Below are 15,504 nucleotides of genomic sequence, written 5' to 3'. Positions count from 1 at the left end.
TCTCATAACCTCAACTTCCCGAACCGCCCGGTGCGGACCCGCACGCCGGGTGGTGTGGCAGGGGTACGGCCTTATGGCTGTCCCCTATGCCGATTCGAATGGCCGAATGAGTGCGCGCCGTCAGGCGAGCACTTGGGCTTTGTCGGGCAGCCGCCAGTCGATCGGTTGACGGCCGTGCGATTCGAGATACTCGTTGGCCAGCGCGAAGTGCCGGCAGCCGAGAAAGCCGCGATGCGCGGAAAGCGGCGACGGATGCGGCGCTTCCAGCACGCAATGCGGCCTGCCGCCGAGTAGCGCGCGCTTCGCCTGCGCGTGCGAGCCCCACAGCATGAACACGAGCCCTTCATGGCGTATCGCGAGCTCGTGGATCAGCGTATCCGTGCACTTTTCCCAGCCGCGTTTCGCGTGACTCGCGGCCTGATTGCGCTCGACGGTCAGCACGGTGTTCAGCAGCAGCACGCCCTGTTTGGCCCACGCGTCAAGGCATCCATGGGCCGGCGACGCGTAGCCGAGGCTTGCGGTGATTTCCTTGAAGATATTGCGCAGCGACGGCGGCGGCCGTACCGCGGGCGGCACTGAGAACGCGAGGCCGTGCGCCTGAGGCGTGCCGCGATCTTCGCCGTGATATGGGTCCTGGCCGAGGACCACGACTTTCACGTCGTCGGGGCTCGTCAGCCGTAATGCGCGAAACACGTCGGCCGGGTAGACGGTCTTGCCGGCTGCCCGTTCGCCATCGACGAAACGACACAGTGATGCGTACGCGTCGCTGTCGATAAACGGCTTCAGATGCGCGCGCCACGCGGACGGTAGCGCGTCGAACTGCGATTCGAGTGACACGGTGGCGGCCGTCGTGGCCATCGTCGACGCGATAGATGACGCGTCGGTATTCGACGCGGGCGTTTCTTCGCCGAACAGCGAGCCTTGCGACGAAGTCGGGCGGGAGCGGGTAGCTGAGGTCATGGCCGGAGAGTGTCGCAGCTAATTCGGCGCGGCTCAAGGCGTGCCTCTGAGATTGCGGTCGCGCTGGCGGCAATGCGGGTGAGTGCGCTGAGGCTCGAGCGGCGTGCAGGACGCGGTCTGCTGGCTCCACCACGCGCAACGCACCGCATTGGCCGCACGTTGCGCGAGCCGGACCGGAGCGCGGGTGACAAACGACAAACGGACCGCACGTGCCCCGCGGTTACGCCGCGCCAGCCCCGCGTTCGCGCAGTTGATAACCACGCTGCGCCTTGCTGACATCGTCGGGCGCGAGGCCCGGCACGTTCGCCATCAGCTCTGACGCAAGCGCATGCAGCGCAGCCTCGTCGCCGTCTTTCAGTTCGAGTTCGACTTCGCAGATAGGCGCGCGGCGCGATGTGCGATCTACCTCCGCAACGATCTCACCGCGGTCGATCGCCGCTTCGACAGCCGAGCCGTCCTTCGTGACCGGCCACAACGTGCGCGTGAAAGTGGTGCGGAACAGTTCGATTAATTGCGGCGCGGCTTCGCGCAATGCAGCGGCAGCGTCCGGATCGTCGCAAATCTTCAGCAGCGCGTCGATTTCCAGCGCCGCCCCGGTAACCGGCATTTCCCATTCGTGCCGGCTATGCATGCCCGACTGTGCTTGACCGACCGTCTTGAACGTCTGCAGCCAGCCGTCCGGCGTGCGGCGCAGCCGCAGCGCGCTTTTCGAGCGCGCAAGCGTAAGCGCCGGCGTGTCGAAATACAGATTGTCGAGTGCGACCGGTTTGCCGGGTTGGCCGGTGCGAGCGGTGAACCATTGCATGGCCGCATCGGCTTGATCGGCCGGCAGTGCGAGCTTGATTTCGCGTTCGATGCCCATCGTGACTCCGTGCTTCAATTGCCGCTGTGCCGGCAGCGTATGCAAAACCGCGGGCAATACATTGGCCGCAAAACGCGTCAGAAAAACATCCGCGCGAGTTCGACGCCCGGCTCTTCCGCCCGCATAAACGCCTCGCCGACCAGAAACGTATTGACGTCCAGCGCGCGCAGCCGCTCGACGTCGAGTCGCGACAGAATGCCGGATTCCGTGACGACGATTCGTTCGTCCGGGATCATCTCGAGCATGCCGATCGTCGTGTCGAGCGATGTTTCGAACGTGCGCAGATTGCGATTGTTGATGCCGATCAACGGCGTTTTCAGCGTCAGCGCATCGACGAGCTCGTGCTTGTCGTGCACTTCGACAAGCACCGCGAGGCCGAGCGAATGCGCGAACGCTTCGAGGTCTTGCATCTGCGATATTTCGAGCGCGGCGGCGATCAGCAGGATCGCATCGGCACCCATCGCACGGGCTTCGACGATCTGATACGGGTCGATGATGAAGTCCTTGCGCAGCACCGGCAAATCGCACGCGGCGCGCGCTTCTTCGAGATACGCGGCGCTGCCTTTGAAGAACTGCACGTCAGTCAGCACCGACAAACATGCGGCGCCATGCTGCGCATACGAACGTGCAATTTCCGCGGGCACGAAATGCTCGCGGATCACGCCCTTCGACGGGCTCGCCTTTTTCACTTCCGCGATGACCGCGGGTTGGCGAGCCGCATGCTTTGCGCGCAATGCGCCGACAAAATCGCGATGGTCGCGTGCCGACGCTTCGAGGCGCAACGCTTCGATCGGTGCGCTTTGTACCGCGGCGCGCACTTCCGCGCGCTTGACGTCGATGATGCGTTCGAGAATGTCGCTCATGGCCGTTCCAATACTTGAATCATGACTTGAACTGCTGGGTAAAGCGGGCCAGCTCGTCGACCTTCGCGCGTGCGCGGCCGCTTGCGATGGTTTCGCGCGCAAGCTCGATGCCGGTTGCAATCGACGACGACACGTTGGCCGCGTACAGCGCCGCGCCCGCGTTGAGCACGACGATTTCGCGCGCGACGCCCGGCTTGTTGTCGAGCGCTTCGAGCAGCATCACGCGGGACGCGGCCGCATCGGCGACTTTCAGCGTGCGGTTCGACACCATTTGCATGCCGAAGTCCTCCGGATGGATTTCGTACTCGTGTACTTCTCCATCGCGCAGCTCGCCGACGAGCGTCGCGGCGCCGAGCGATACCTCATCCATGCCGTCCTTGCCGTACACGACCAGCACGTGCTTCGCTCCAAGCCGTTGCATCACGCGTACCTGAATGCCGACCAGGTCCGGATGAAACACGCCTTGCAACTGGTTCGGCGCGCCCGCGGGATTGGTCAGCGGGCCGAGGATGTTGAAGATCGTGCGCACGCCGAGTTCGCGGCGTACCGCCTGCACGTTCTTCATCGCCGGATGATGGTTCGGCGCGAACATAAAGCCCATGCCGGTTTCGGCAATCGACGCGGCGACCTGCTCGGGTTGCAGGTCGATATTGACGCCGAGCGCTTCGAGCACGTCCGCGCTGCCCGACTTGCTCGACACGCTGCGATTGCCGTGCTTCGCGACCTTCGCACCGGCGCCCGCGGCAACGAACATCGTCGCGGTCGAGATATTGAACGTGTGCGCGCCGTCGCCGCCAGTGCCGACGATATCAACGAAATTCGAGCTATCCGGCACGTCGACGTGACGCGCGAATTCGCGCATCACCGTCGCCGCCGCGGCGATTTCACCGATCGTTTCCTTCTTGACGCGCAAGCCGGTGAGAATGGCCGCTGATTGCGCCGTCGACAGCTCGCCGCGCATGATGAGCCGCATCAAATGCAGCATTTCGTCGTGGAAGATCTCGCGGTGCTCGATCGTGCGCTGTAGCGCTTCCTGTGGCGTAATCATGGCGTCTCCCGTCGCGTTGTTGTTTTATGCGCCGTGCGGTGCATCGGCGCGTTTCGATTGCTTGATAAAGTTTTCGAGCAGTGCATGCCCGTGCTCGGACAGGATCGATTCCGGATGGAACTGCACGCCCTCGACTGCCAGCGTCTTGTGGCGCACGCCCATGATTTCGCCATCCGGCGTCCACGCGGATACCTCAAGGCAATCCGGCAGCGACTCGCGTTCGATAGCGAGCGAGTGGTAGCGGGTGACAGTGAAATGCTTCGGCAGGTCGGCGAACACGCCTTTGCAGTCGGTTTCGATCTGGCTCACCTTGCCATGCATGATGGTTTGCGCGCGCACGACGCGGCCGCCGAATGCTTCGCCGATGGCCTGGTGGCCGAGGCACACGCCGAGAACCGGAATTTTGCCGGAGAATTCGCGAAGTACGTCGAGCGTGATGCCCGCGTGCTGCGGGTTGCTAGGCCCCGGCGACAGGCAAATGCGCTCCGGGTTCAGCTTCGCGATTTCAGCGAGCGTGATTTCGTCGTTGCGATAGGTCTGTACGTCTTCGCCGAGTTCGCCGAAGTACTGGACCAGGTTATAGGTGAACGAGTCGTAGTTGTCGATCATCAGCAGCATGGTCTTTCTCCGGTCAGAAGTCGCTATCGAGGCCGTCTTGCACCTGCTCGGCGGCGCGCAGCACCGCGCGCGCCTTGTTCTCGGTCTCCTGCCATTCGGATTCAGGCACCGAGTCGGCGACCACGCCCGCGGCGGCCTGCACATACAGGTTGCCGTTGCAGATCACCCCCGTGCGAATCGCAATCGCGAGATCCATGTCGCCGGTGAACGACAGGTAGCCGACCGCGCCGCCGTACAAACCGCGCTTGACCGGCTCGAGTTCGTCGATCAGTTCCAGCGCGCGCACCTTCGGCGCACCGGACAGCGTGCCGGCCGGGAACGTCGCGCGCAGCACGTCGAAATTCGTGATGCCGGGTTTCAGCTTGCCTTCGACCGAGCTCACGATGTGCTGCACGTGCGAATATTTCTCGATCGCCATCTTGTCGGTGACCACCACCGAGCCGATCTGCGCGATGCGGCCGACGTCGTTGCGCGCGAGGTCGATCAGCATTACATGCTCGGCGATTTCCTTCGGGTCGTTCAGCAGTTCGTGCGCGAGTTCGGCGTCGCGCTCGGGCGTGTTGCCACGCGGACGTGTGCCGGCGAGCGGACGAATCGTGACCATCCGGTCTTCGCCGCGTTTTTCCTGACGCACCAGAATTTCCGGCGATGCGCCGACCACGTGGAAGTCGCCGAAGTTGTAGTAATACATATACGGCGACGGGTTCAGCGAACGCAGCGCGCGATACAGCGACAGCGGATTGTCGCGATACGGTTTGGTCAGACGCTGGCCGACCTGCACCTGCATCAGCTCGCCGGCGGCGATGTATTCCTTCGCCTTGCGCACGGCCGCCAGATAGTCGTCCTTTTTGAACTCGCGATAGATGTCGGTGCGAACGCTTGATGACGTCACCGGCGGCTGTACCGACACGCGCAGCCGCTGGCGCAGTTCGCGCAGTCGCTGTTTGCCGCGCGTGTACGCTTCGGGCGCAGTCGGGTCGACGTAGACGACGAGATACAGCTTGCCGGCCAGGTTATCGATGACCGCGACTTCCTCGGTCAGCAGCAACTGGATGTCCGGCAGGTTCAGATCGTCCGGTGGTGTCGTGTGCGCGAGCTTCTTCTCCATGTAGCGCACCGCGTCGTAGCCGAAGTAGCCGGCGAGACCGCCTGCGAAACGCGGCAGGCCGGGGCGTTGCGCGACCTTGAAGCGTTTCTGGAACTGCTGGATGAATTCGAGCGGATCGCCGTCGTGCGTTTCGACGACCTTGCCGTCCTTCACGACTTCCGACACGCCGCCGCTGCGAGTGCGTACCATCGTGCGCGCCGGCAGCCCAATGAACGAGTAGCGCCCGAAGCGCTCGCCGCCCACTACCGATTCGAGCAGGAACGAGTTCGCGCCGTTGCGCTCAGATTGCGCGAGCTTCAGGTAAAGCGATAGCGGCGTTTCGAGATCCGCGAGCGCTTCGGCGATCAGCGGAATGCGGTTGTAGCCCTCGTTCGCGAGAGACTGGAATTCGAGTTCGGTCATGTTCCGATCCTGTTCGTGCGTCCGGCCGCGGCGGGCGTCGGACAAAGCGGGGTGTTGCGCAGCCGGTCGGGCTCGACGTGTATAGCGTTGAATGTGACCGGCGCGCGTTTTCCCGGCAATGCGTATTTGCCTTCAGCGTGGCCGCGACTGTACATCACGTACATGACGGCCGGCGTGAAGCAACGCAACTTTAAAAGCTGGTTCGAAGCGACGCCGCCGCTAAAAACCAGCTAGTAACCACCAGGAAAGCGCACGATGCGCAATGAACTAAAAAACGGTGCTGAAGATGGGCTTCAGCCTACCTCGGCGAGAGGTTAGTGCGACCAGCGACGCCAGGGCCATGCTCCCCGGTCAATGCTGCTCAGACTCCGTTTTTTGTTCAGAAACATGAGGAAGGACTGTCAGGTCAGTGAGAATTCAGGCTGAGGCAGCAGCCTCGGGATTAGCCTCGGGGTTAGCCCGATTATGCGCTGCGATAACCTTTGCGGCCTCAAGCAGAGTGGCCACTATACCATCCGAATTAATTGTTTGTATAGCCTGGCCATGGTTATAGCCATAGGGCAGCGTAAGCGTCGCCATGCCCGCCGCGCGGCCCGCGAGCGCGTCGTTCTCCGAATCGCCGATCGCGACGGTTGCCCGCGGCGGCACCCGCATCGCTTCGCAGGCGGCGAGCATCGGCAACGGATCGGGCTTTTTCTTTGCAAGACTGTCGCCGCCGATCACGACGCTAAAGAGTGGGAACAGTCCGTACTGTTTGAGCAGTTCGACCGCGAACCGGTGCGGCTTGTTGGTCACGCAAGCGAGCTTCAGACCCGCGTCGCGCAGCGCGGCGAGGCCGGCTTCGACGTCCGGATAAAGCCGCGTGTGCAGCCCGTTGATCTTCGCGTACTCCGCCTGATAGAGCGCGAGCGCCTCGTCGAAACGCTCCTGCGCGTGGTCGGCCGGAAAGCGCGGCGCGAGCACGCTGCGGATCAGATGCTCCGAGCCTTTGCCGACGTAGTCGATCACTTCCTCGCGCGAGGTTTCATCGGCGTCAAGTTGCGCGAGCATACCGTTCAGGCCGGCGGTGAAGTCGTCGGCGGTGTCGACCATCGTACCGTCGAGGTCGATTATCGCCGCGGCAAGGCGCGGCGCGGACAGCATCGGGGCGGCGTAGCGGGCAGGCGTAGTCGTCATGTCAGGTTCAATGCTCGATGTTGGCGAGGGCGCTGCGCATCTGGCCGATGATGGTCTTGTAGTCAGGGTGGCCAAAGATCGCTGAACCGGCGACAAACGTATCCGCGCCGGCGGCCGCGATTTCCGCGATATTGTCGATTTTCACGCCACCGTCCACTTCGAGATGGATCTCGCGGCCGGTCTTGTCGCGATATGCGTTGATACGCGCACGCGCTTCACGCAGCTTGTTGAGCGCCTCGGGAATGAACGACTGCCCGCCGAAGCCCGGATTCACTGACATGATCAGCACGAGGTCGACGCGGTCCATCACATGGTCGAGGTAACTGAGCGACGTGGCGGGGTTGAACACGAGGCCGGCCTTGCAACCGTGATCGCGGATCAGCGTCAGCGTGCGGTCGATGTGATCGGACGCTTCGGGGTGAAAGCTGATCACGTTCGCGCCGGCTTTCGCGAAGTCCGGCACGATGCGATCGACCGGGCGCACCATCAGATGCACGTCGATCGGCACCTGCACGTGCGGGCGAATCGCTTCGCACACAAGCGGGCCGATTGTCAGGTTCGGCACGTAATGGTTGTCCATCACGTCGAAGTGGATCCAGTCCGCGCCGGCGGCAACCACGTTGCGGACTTCTTCACCGAGCCGCGAAAAGTCAGCGGACAGAATACTGGGGGCGATGTGAAATTGCGTCATATCGAAGGACGGACGGTTAAGCGAAAAGCGTTATTTTAACGTCACCTGCGCGTGCAGGCCTTGTCCAGATGGCCTGCGCGGTTGCGGGCGTGCGTTTCATGAAGCAGAATGCCAGTTCATCACGAACTGCCCCTCTGCAACGCGTCGCAGTCTGTCGCGAACGGTTTTTTCTTACAGACCCGCATTGGCGTTCGCACCGGTTTGCGCGGCGGGCCTCATACGAGGTTTCGCGAGGTTTCACGCGAGCCGCACCACTTTGGAATCAGGCAAATCAGGATGAGTCAGTATCAATTCAACGTGTCTTCGCAGGTCCGTTACCTGCCCGAAGAGTCGGATCCGGAGCGCCGTCAATATGCGTTCGCCTACACGCTGACCATCCGCAATACCGGTCAGACGAGCGCGCAGCTGATCGCTCGCCACTGGGTCATTACAGATAGTGAAAACCACGTTCAGGAAGTGAAAGGTCTGGGTGTGGTCGGACATCAGCCGCTTCTTAAACCAGGCGAGCAATTCGAGTACACAAGCTGGGCCGTCATTGCGACACCCGTCGGCACGATGCGGGGCGAGTATTTCTGCGTCGCGGAGGACGGCGAGCGTTTCGAAGCGTCGGTGCCCGAGTTTGTGTTGCGCATGCCGCGCACGCTGCATTGAAGCGGAGCGGATTCCTTCCTGAGTTATCTTCCGGGCCGGCTAGCCGCGCGGTGGCTGTTGCGTGGGCGCTTGTGCGCCCGGCGCCCGCTGCGCGTTTTGCGCTTGCTGTGCCTGTTGCCTCAGCTGTTCTTGCTGGCGTGCCAACTTCTTCTTGCCGGACGATGTCCAGACCACGATGAAGACGACCAGGGACAGCGCCAGAAAAATTTCCAGCGCAAAGATGAGCATCGGATATTCGTCGAGCAGATCAGACATGGCGGTTTCCATCAAGAACGAACATTGTATGCGGTTTGCGCGCGGCGCCGTACTTTGGGCGGCGACGGTGTCGATCGCGGTGATGCTCGCCGCGTGCGGTGGCGGTGGCACGGTTCGGCCGTCAGTTCCGCCGACTGGCGCGGCGATTATCCCGGGGCAAATCGCCGCCACGCGGTTGACACCGGTCGCATGGCAGCAGGTGCCGGGCTGGCAGGACGATTCGCTGATCGGCGCGACCGCCGCGTTGCGGCAAAACTGCGTGAGGCTCGCGCGTCAGCCGAACTGGCAGCGTGCGTGCGTGGCGGCCGAGCAGATTGACGATCTCGACGTCGCGGGTGCGCGAACCTTCTTTGAAACCTACTTCACGCCCTTTCAGTTCGCGAACACGGACGGTACGCTCGATGGGCTCGTGACCGGCTACTACGAGCCATTGCTGCACGGTTCGCGCACGCGTCATGGTGTCTATCAGATCGCGTTGTACCGGTGGCCGTCCGGTTATCGCGCGGGCTCGTCGCTGCCGGCGCGCGCGCAGCTCGAGCGCTCCGGCGCGCTGGATGGCAACGAACTGGTCTGGGTCGACGATCCGATCGAAGCGTTCTTTCTGCAAGTGCAAGGGTCGGGACGCATCGTGATGGAGGACGGCAGTGTGATGCGAGTCGGCTTCGGCGGCACGAACAATCAGCCGTACCGGTCGATCGGGCGCTGGCTGCTCGACCACAACGAAATCACGCCGTCGCAGGCGACGATGCAAGGCATCAAGGCATGGGCGCGCGCGAACCCCACGCGCGTCGATGCATTGCTCGATACGAATCCGCGCTTTGTGTTCTTCCGCGATATGGCGTCGGCGGAGCCCGCGCCGAGCGGTGGCGCCGATGGTCCGATTGGCGCGCTCGGCGTACCGCTTACGCCGGAGCGTTCGATTGCGGTGGATCCGTCGTCGATTCCGCTCGGCACGCCCGTGTTCTTGCAGACGACCCGTCCGATGACCAATGCGCCGATGAATCGCCTGGTGTTTGCGCAGGACACAGGCACGGCGATCAAGGGCGGTGTGCGAGCCGACTATTTCTGGGGACTCGGCGATGAGGCGGGTGATCTGGCCGGCAAGATGAAGCAGAACGGAAGGATGTGGCTGCTGTTGCCGAACTCGTGACCTGAACGCGCTTCACGCGCCGGCCTTGCGCTTGTCGACCACACGGCGTGCCTTGCCGACCGAGCGCTCGATGCCGTTCACCGGTAGCACGTTGATAATCGCTGTCACGCCGATCAATGCCTTGACGTCGTAAGTGAGCGCGTTTCGCGCCGCATTGAGCGCAAAGGTGTCGGGCGCGGTCTCGGGGCATGGCTCCACGTTGATCGTCATCACGTCGAGCGGTCCTTCCCTGGTGAGCACGATCTGATAATGCGGTGCGAGCGCATGCTGCTTCAGCAGCAATTCTTCGATCTGCGTTGGGAATACGTTGACGCCCCGCACGATCATCATGTCGTCGCAGCGGCCGGTGATTTTCTCCATGCGGCGCATCGTGCGCGCGGTGCCGGGCAGCAGGCGCGTCAGATCGCGAGTCCGGTAACGAATGATCGGTAGCGCTTCCTTCGTCAACGATGTGAACACGAGTTCGCCGAGTTCGCCGTCGGGCAACACTTCACCGGTTTCGGGGTCGACGATTTCCGGGTAAAAGTGGTCTTCCCAGATTGTCGGGCCGTCTTTGGTCTCCACGCATTCGGACGCAACGCCCGGGCCCATCACTTCCGATAGGCCATAGATGTCCACCGCATCGATGCCCATGCGCGCTTCGACGGCGCGGCGCATATCGTTGGTCCACGGCTCGGCGCCGAAGATGCCGATTCGCAGCGAGCATTTCGCTGGGTCGACGCCTTGTTTCTCGAGTTCGTCAGCGATCGACAGCATATAGCTCGGCGTCACCATGATGATGTCCGGGCGGAAATCCTGGATGAGCTGAACCTGTTTTTCGGTCTGGCCGCCGCCGAACGGGATCACGGTGAGACCCGCGCGTTCCGCGCCGTAGTGCGCGCCAAGCCCTCCGGTGAAAAGACCGTAGCCGTAGCTGATGTGAACCTTGTCGCCCGGCCGTGCGCCTGCCGCGCGAATCGAGCGCGCGACGAGCGATGCCCATGTGTCGATGTCGCGTGCGGTGTAGCCGACGACCGTCGGCTTGCCGGTGGTGCCCGATGACGCGTGAATTCGCGCGACTCGCTCCTGCGGCACCGCGAAGAGCCCGAACGGGTAGTTGTCGCGCAGATCTTTCTTGATCGTGAAAGGGAAGCGCGACAGGTCGGCGAGCGTGTTCAGCTCAGCGGGATGGACACCGGCTTCGTCGAATTTGCGCCGATACACCGGCGAGTTTTCGTATGCGTGCGTGAGCGACCATTTCAGCCTGTCGAGTTGCAGCGCGGCAAGCTCGTCGCGGCCCGCCGTTTCGATCGGATCGAGCGGAAGCGAGGGGTTCATCGAGTGTCTCCAGGTGTCTTTTGAATAGGTGCGGCGCGGCGGCGGCGGGACGCCGGATAAGCGGCGAGCTCGCCGTCACCCGTGCGCAGGGATGACGGTGCCCCTGATTTGTGCGGATTTGCCGCGGAACATTGCGACGGTTTCGTTCGCGCGATTGGTGACGCGGATGTCGTAAATGCCGGTGCGGCCGGTCAGCGACTGTTCAACGGCTTCCGCGGTGAGCAGGTCGCCGCCGTGCACCGGGCGGAGAAACTCGATCGAGCAGCCGGACGCAACGGTGTTGATGTTGTGCGAATTGCACGCGAAGGCGAACGTCGAATCGGCGAGCGTGAAGATGAGGCCGCCGTGGCAGATACGATGTCCGTTCAGGAAATCGTCGCGCACGAGCATGCGCATGCGCGCATAGCCCGCACTGACTTCGAGTAGCTCGAGGCCGAGCGCGCGGCTGCAGGCGTCTGCTTCGGACATCGCGGCGGCCGTTGCGCGCGCGAGTTCGTCGGTGGACATGGGCGTGTTGCGGTCGGTGCGTTCAGGTTGCATCGGATGCGTTGACATGTCAGCGGCCCTCGAAGCGCGGGGCGCGTTTTTCGACGAACGCGCGTACACCCTCTGCATAGTCGTGCGACGCGCCCAGTTCGCGTTGCAGATCGCGCTCGAGGTCGAGTTGCTGATCGAGCGTTTGCGTCATGCCGTCGCGCATCGCCAGCTTGGTGGCGGCGATGGCTTTCGTGGGCTGTTGAGCGAGCTTGCTTGCCAGTTGTGCTGCGGCTGACGGTAGCTCGCTATCGTCGACCACTTGCCAGACGAGCCCCCAGCTTTCCGCCTTTTCGGCGCTCAGTTTTTCTCCGGTAATGGCGAGGCCGAGTGCGCGCGCGATGCCGACCCGCCGCGGCAAAAACCATGTACCGCCGGAATCCGGCACAAGACCGATCTTCACGAACGCTTGAATGAAACTCGCGGAGCGGGACGCAAGCACGATGTCACAGGCGAGCGCGAGGTTCGCGCCGGCGCCCGCTGCCGTACCGTTGACAGCTGCGATAACCGGCAGTGGCAATGACTGAATCCGCCGGATCAACGGGTTGAATTGGCGATCGATGACGTCACCAAGGTCGGTCATCGCGCCAGGCGTGAAGTCAAGGTCCGCCAGATCCTGGCCCGCGCAGAAACCACGGCCGGCGCCGGTGAGCACAAGCGCGCGAGCACCAGCCGCTTCGACGTCATCGAGCGCTGCCGCGACTTCTTCGTGCATCGCGAGCGTGAAACTATTGAGCTTGTCGGGACGGTTCAGCGTGATTGTCACGACGCGGTTCGTCGAATCGTTGACCACGTGGATCGCTTCATAAGCCATCGGTCGTTTCCTCCCAAGTGACGGGGCAGCACAGCAGGGTCGGCGAAATGCGACCTTTGATTCATGTTAGAGCGCGACGCCGTTCTGCAACAGTCAGCCGAACGGCATATGCCATTCGGCTGACTTACGCGGCGACCGCTTTCGGTTCAACATGAATACGGCTTTGAACAACGCGGAATCGATTGGCAACAAACGCTGCGTCGGTCAGCGCCGCATTGGCGGCAGGGTTGGCGCCGGTGCCGTGGAAATCGGAGAACGCAGCCGATTGATTGACGAATACGCCGCCAGTCAAATTGATCGACAGTGCGACGCCGCCGCGCAGTGACGTTTCATGTGCGGCTTCGAGTACCAGGTCATCGGTGCTGTAGACGGAGAGCGTCAATGCGCCATGCTCGACGGCCGTGCGCGCGGCAAGCTCGAGCGACTGTTCAGTGGAATCGGTCGCGATGACAAACGAGATCGGGCCGAACCACTCTTTGGTGAACTGAGCGTGATCGGTAGCGGCATCCAGTTGCAGAACGAGCGGCGTGCGCACGCGGGCATTAGCGAAAGCAGGGTGCTCGAGCGCTTTGCTATCAACCAGAATGCGTCCGAGCTTGCGTGCTTCGTCAATGCGTTGCATCACGCCGTCGTTTTGCACCGCGCCCAGCAGTTCGACTGCTTTCGATGGGTCCGCCAGCAATTTTTCGACCGCGGCGGCCAATGCTTGCGCGACGGCGTCGAAGGTCAGCGTACCTTCAGTAGTGCGGATGCCGGTGCGAGGCACATAGATGTTTTGAGGAGCAGTGCACATCTGACCTGAGTACAACGCCAGCGAGAACGCAATGTTGCGTGCGGCGGCTTTGATGTCGTCGACCGAGTCGATCACGATCTGGTTGACGCCAGCCTTTTCGGTGAACACCTGAGCTTGATGCGCATGATGTTCGAGCCACGTGCCGTTCTGCGTGCTGCCGGTGAAATCGATCAGCTTGATCTCAGCACGCAGAGCGAGTTGCTGGACCAGTTCACCGTCATTCGGTTCGGTCGCGAGCAAGGTGATGACGTTGGGATCGAAGCCGGCTTCTCGCAGCACGCCGCGGGCAATGCGCACGGTGACGGCGAGCGGCAGGATCGCGCCCGGATGCGGTTTGACGATCACCGTATTGCCGGTCGCGAGGTCGGCGAACAAGCCCGGGTAACCGTTCCACGTTGGAAACGTGCAGCAGCCGAGCACGAGGCCCGTGCCGCGCGGAACAACGGTGAAGCGCTTGCGCATCGCGAGCGGCGGGTTTTTGCCCTGTGGCTTTTCCCAGTGCGCATCGGCTGGAACGCGTCGCAACTGGTCCCATGCGTAGGCGACCGCCTCGAGTGCGCGGTCTTGCGCGTGCGGGCCGCCGGCCTGAAAGGCCATCATGAAGGCCTGGCCTGTGGTGTGCATCACCGCATAGCCGATTTCGAAGCTGGCCCGGTTAATCCGCTCGAGAATTTCGAGGCTAACGCCGACCCATGCGGTGGGACCTGCGTCCCGCCAGGCACGTTGCGCCGATGCAGCAGCTTCTATTAGCGCGGCCGGGGTGCTTTGCGGGTAGCGGATGGCGAGGGGAAGGCCGAACGGCGACGACTCCGAACCCACTGTGTTGCCGTTGGTTGGCTGGTCAATGTCGAAGGTGCGGTTCAGATGGGCACGAAACGCGGCTTCGCCATCTGCATTAGCGGTTTCCCCGTACACTTTCGGACTGGGCATTTCGGCGAACGGGCTCCAGTAGCCGCGCGTTTCGATCGCCGCGAGCGCCTTTTGCAGCGAGTCTTCGTGCTTGCTGAATAGCGGGTGGGTCATGGCAGAAGGGATGCTGAACGGGTTAGGAAGGGTCTCGTCAAATAATTGACCGACCGGTTGGTTGGTGAATGGTAGCATTGTTGGCGATGCGCGCGAAGAATTTCGCGTTCTTTCAGTACAACCACGGAGGATGCATGGCATACGAAAACATTCTGGTCGAGATGAGAGGCCGGGTCGGTCTCGTCACGCTGAATCGACCGAAGGCGCTCAATGCGCTAAACGACGCGCTGATCGACGAACTGGGTGAAGCGCTGCGTGCTTTCGATGCGGACGAAAACATTGGCGCAATGATCGTTACGGGCAGCGAAAAGGCGTTCGCCGCCGGCGCCGATATCTCGATGATGTCGAAGTACTCGTATATGGACGCGTACAAGAGCGACTACATCACGCGAAACTGGGAGACGGTCCGGCAGATCCGCAAGCCGATCATTGCCGCGGTGTCGGGCTTTGCGCTGGGCGGCGGCTGCGAACTGGCGATGCTGTGCGACATCATCATCGCTTCTGACACCGCGAAGTTTGGTCAACCTGAGATCAAGCTGGGCGTCATGCCCGGCGCCGGCGGAACACAACGTTTACCGCGCGCCGTATCGAAGGCGAAGGCGATGGACATGTGTTTGACCGCGCGTTTCATGGATGCGGCCGAGGCCGAACGCGCAGGGCTTGTCTCGCGCGTGGTGCCGGCGGCGTCGCTGCTCGACGAAGCAATTTCAGCGGCCACGACGATTGCGGAGTTTCCTCTGCAGGCCGTGATGATGGTGAAGGAATCGGTCAACGCAGCCTATGAAACGACCTTGGCTGAAGGCGTGCATTTCGAGCGCAGGCTATTTCACTCGCTGTTCGCTACTGAAGATCAGAAAGAAGGAATGGCCGCATTCCTTGAGAAACGCAAACCCGAGTTCAAGCATCGATAACGTCGAACGTGATCGTTCAAAATACCGCTTGCGTCGCGTGATGCGAGTGACTAGAATCTCGGTCTTTCGCGCTTCAAGCGGCCCGGATGTGAGGGGTGATGGAGTGAAGTGCGGAAGGCGGGAGTGCCAGCAATGGCGCGGGTTTGCGCGACACGCAGCAGGTTGGAAGAAGTTAAAAACCTGTTGACGATGTGAGTGGAAGTCTGCATAATCTCGCTTCTCTGCTGCAACGTGCAGCGGACGCGCAGAAAGACGGTGGTAGGGTGGTCAGGGTCTTTCAGTCGTGAAGTGATCTTTAACAATACACAGCCGATAAGTGTGGGCGCTT

General features: G+C 62.3%; 17 protein-coding genes. 3 read left to right on the top strand and 14 right to left on the bottom strand.

All coding sequences use genetic code 11. From position 1 onward, the window contains the following. Positions 1–120: 120 nt before the first annotated feature. The 8 genes from BX592_RS33040 to rpe all read right to left on the bottom strand — a co-directional run bounded on the left by BX592_RS33040 (position 121) and on the right by rpe (position 7,728). Positions 121–960 carry a uracil-DNA glycosylase gene (locus tag BX592_RS33040; protein WP_134197549.1) on the bottom strand — a complete coding sequence of 280 codons (840 nt, stop codon included), beginning with the start codon at positions 958–960 and terminating at the stop codon, positions 121–123. A 220-nt stretch (positions 961–1,180) separates the two neighbouring features. Then, positions 1,181–1,822, bottom strand: a complete 642-nt coding sequence (locus BX592_RS33035; protein WP_134197548.1) for a CYTH domain-containing protein — start codon at positions 1,820–1,822, stop codon at positions 1,181–1,183. Between the two features lie 77 nt (positions 1,823–1,899). Then, positions 1,900–2,685 (bottom strand): indole-3-glycerol phosphate synthase TrpC, encoded by a 786-nt coding sequence (trpC, locus tag BX592_RS33030; RefSeq protein WP_134197547.1) that lies wholly within the window; start codon positions 2,683–2,685, stop codon positions 1,900–1,902. Between the two features lie 19 nt (positions 2,686–2,704). Next, complete coding sequence (gene trpD / locus BX592_RS33025; protein ID WP_134197546.1) at positions 2,705–3,733, bottom strand: anthranilate phosphoribosyltransferase; 1,029 nt, start codon at positions 3,731–3,733, stop codon at positions 2,705–2,707. A gap of 24 nt (positions 3,734–3,757) precedes the next feature. Beyond that, positions 3,758–4,351 carry an aminodeoxychorismate/anthranilate synthase component II gene (locus tag BX592_RS33020; RefSeq protein WP_134197545.1) on the bottom strand — a complete coding sequence of 198 codons (594 nt, stop codon included), beginning with the start codon at positions 4,349–4,351 and terminating at the stop codon, positions 3,758–3,760. A gap of 13 nt (positions 4,352–4,364) precedes the next feature. Further along, the gene (trpE, locus tag BX592_RS33015; RefSeq protein ID WP_134197544.1) at positions 4,365–5,861 is read right to left on the bottom strand and encodes an anthranilate synthase component I; all 1,497 of its coding nucleotides are present in this window, start codon (positions 5,859–5,861) and stop codon (positions 4,365–4,367) included. Between the two features lie 417 nt (positions 5,862–6,278). After that, on the bottom strand, positions 6,279–7,037 hold the full coding sequence (locus tag BX592_RS33010; protein ID WP_134197543.1) for a phosphoglycolate phosphatase: 759 nt from the start codon (positions 7,035–7,037) through the stop codon (positions 6,279–6,281). Between the two features lie 7 nt (positions 7,038–7,044). Then, positions 7,045–7,728, bottom strand: coding sequence for a ribulose-phosphate 3-epimerase (rpe, locus tag BX592_RS33005; protein WP_134197542.1), 684 nt, complete (start codon positions 7,726–7,728; stop codon positions 7,045–7,047). A gap of 276 nt (positions 7,729–8,004) precedes the next feature. On the opposite strand from rpe, the gene apaG reads away from it, so the two are divergent. Continuing rightward, positions 8,005–8,379, top strand: a complete 375-nt coding sequence (gene apaG, locus BX592_RS33000) for a Co2+/Mg2+ efflux protein ApaG (RefSeq protein WP_134197541.1) — start codon at positions 8,005–8,007, stop codon at positions 8,377–8,379. A gap of 39 nt (positions 8,380–8,418) precedes the next feature. Here the strand turns inward: apaG and BX592_RS32995 are convergent, their stop codons facing one another. Continuing rightward, positions 8,419–8,646 carry a hypothetical protein gene (locus BX592_RS32995; protein ID WP_243849833.1) on the bottom strand — a complete coding sequence of 76 codons (228 nt, stop codon included), beginning with the start codon at positions 8,644–8,646 and terminating at the stop codon, positions 8,419–8,421. Here BX592_RS32995 and mltA point away from each other — a divergent pair. Then, on the top strand, positions 8,555–9,784 hold the full coding sequence (gene mltA, locus BX592_RS32990) for a murein transglycosylase A (RefSeq protein WP_134197539.1): 1,230 nt from the start codon (positions 8,555–8,557) through the stop codon (positions 9,782–9,784). The genes BX592_RS32995 and mltA overlap by 92 nt on opposite strands. A gap of 12 nt (positions 9,785–9,796) precedes the next feature. On the opposite strand, the gene paaK is transcribed toward mltA, so the two are convergent. From paaK to paaN, 4 genes are all read right to left on the bottom strand, one after another. Then, positions 9,797–11,101, bottom strand: a complete 1,305-nt coding sequence (paaK, locus tag BX592_RS32985) for a phenylacetate--CoA ligase PaaK (RefSeq protein WP_134197538.1) — start codon at positions 11,099–11,101, stop codon at positions 9,797–9,799. Between the two features lie 75 nt (positions 11,102–11,176). Then, positions 11,177–11,608 carry a hydroxyphenylacetyl-CoA thioesterase PaaI gene (paaI, locus tag BX592_RS32980; RefSeq protein WP_377681563.1) on the bottom strand — a complete coding sequence of 144 codons (432 nt, stop codon included), beginning with the start codon at positions 11,606–11,608 and terminating at the stop codon, positions 11,177–11,179. 49 nt (positions 11,609–11,657) lie between these two features. After that, positions 11,658–12,449 (bottom strand): 2-(1,2-epoxy-1,2-dihydrophenyl)acetyl-CoA isomerase PaaG, encoded by a 792-nt coding sequence (gene paaG / locus BX592_RS32975; RefSeq protein ID WP_134197536.1) that lies wholly within the window; start codon positions 12,447–12,449, stop codon positions 11,658–11,660. Positions 12,450–12,573: 124 nt separating this feature from the next. Next, positions 12,574–14,265 carry a phenylacetic acid degradation protein PaaN gene (gene paaN, locus BX592_RS32970; protein ID WP_134197535.1) on the bottom strand — a complete coding sequence of 564 codons (1,692 nt, stop codon included), beginning with the start codon at positions 14,263–14,265 and terminating at the stop codon, positions 12,574–12,576. Between the two features lie 134 nt (positions 14,266–14,399). Between paaN and BX592_RS32965 the strand changes: the two genes are divergently transcribed. Next, positions 14,400–15,176 carry an enoyl-CoA hydratase gene (locus BX592_RS32965; protein ID WP_134197534.1) on the top strand — a complete coding sequence of 259 codons (777 nt, stop codon included), beginning with the start codon at positions 14,400–14,402 and terminating at the stop codon, positions 15,174–15,176. A 50-nt stretch (positions 15,177–15,226) separates the two neighbouring features. On the opposite strand, the gene BX592_RS34255 is transcribed toward BX592_RS32965, so the two are convergent. Beyond that, positions 15,227–15,504 (bottom strand): hypothetical protein (locus BX592_RS34255; RefSeq protein WP_208328019.1); only part of this gene is annotated, 278 nt, incomplete at its 5' end.

This window comes from Paraburkholderia rhizosphaerae (assembly GCF_004366595.1).
Classification (GTDB): domain Bacteria; phylum Pseudomonadota; class Gammaproteobacteria; order Burkholderiales; family Burkholderiaceae; genus Paraburkholderia; species Paraburkholderia rhizosphaerae.
This window is presented reverse-complemented; position numbering and strand designations above follow the sequence as displayed.

What these genes read in the sequence shown, in the direction of transcription:
- paaK (WP_134197538.1), bottom strand. Translation starts at nt 11,101, where the DNA reads ATGAACCCCTCGCTTCCGCTCGATCCGATCGAAACGGCGGGCCGCGAC.
- rpe (WP_134197542.1), bottom strand. Translation starts at nt 7,728, where the DNA reads ATGACGCAATTTCACATCGCCCCCAGTATTCTGTCCGCTGACTTTTCG.
- BX592_RS32995 (WP_243849833.1), bottom strand. Translation starts at nt 8,646, where the DNA reads ATGGAAACCGCCATGTCTGATCTGCTCGACGAATATCCGATGCTCATC.
- BX592_RS33010 (WP_134197543.1), bottom strand. Translation starts at nt 7,037, where the DNA reads ATGACGACTACGCCTGCCCGCTACGCCGCCCCGATGCTGTCCGCGCCG.
- paaI (WP_377681563.1), bottom strand. Translation starts at nt 11,608, where the DNA reads ATGTCCACCGACGAACTCGCGCGCGCAACGGCCGCCGCGATGTCCGAA.
- apaG (WP_134197541.1), top strand. Translation starts at nt 8,005, where the DNA reads ATGAGTCAGTATCAATTCAACGTGTCTTCGCAGGTCCGTTACCTGCCC.
- trpE (WP_134197544.1), bottom strand. Translation starts at nt 5,861, where the DNA reads ATGACCGAACTCGAATTCCAGTCTCTCGCGAACGAGGGCTACAACCGC.
- paaN (WP_134197535.1), bottom strand. Translation starts at nt 14,265, where the DNA reads ATGACCCACCCGCTATTCAGCAAGCACGAAGACTCGCTGCAAAAGGCG.
- BX592_RS33035 (WP_134197548.1), bottom strand. Translation starts at nt 1,822, where the DNA reads ATGGGCATCGAACGCGAAATCAAGCTCGCACTGCCGGCCGATCAAGCC.
- BX592_RS33040 (WP_134197549.1), bottom strand. Translation starts at nt 960, where the DNA reads ATGACCTCAGCTACCCGCTCCCGCCCGACTTCGTCGCAAGGCTCGCTG.
- mltA (WP_134197539.1), top strand. Translation starts at nt 8,555, where the DNA reads ATGAAGACGACCAGGGACAGCGCCAGAAAAATTTCCAGCGCAAAGATG.
- trpD (WP_134197546.1), bottom strand. Translation starts at nt 3,733, where the DNA reads ATGATTACGCCACAGGAAGCGCTACAGCGCACGATCGAGCACCGCGAG.
- BX592_RS32965 (WP_134197534.1), top strand. Translation starts at nt 14,400, where the DNA reads ATGGCATACGAAAACATTCTGGTCGAGATGAGAGGCCGGGTCGGTCTC.
- trpC (WP_134197547.1), bottom strand. Translation starts at nt 2,685, where the DNA reads ATGAGCGACATTCTCGAACGCATCATCGACGTCAAGCGCGCGGAAGTG.
- BX592_RS33020 (WP_134197545.1), bottom strand. Translation starts at nt 4,351, where the DNA reads ATGCTGCTGATGATCGACAACTACGACTCGTTCACCTATAACCTGGTC.
- paaG (WP_134197536.1), bottom strand. Translation starts at nt 12,449, where the DNA reads ATGGCTTATGAAGCGATCCACGTGGTCAACGATTCGACGAACCGCGTC.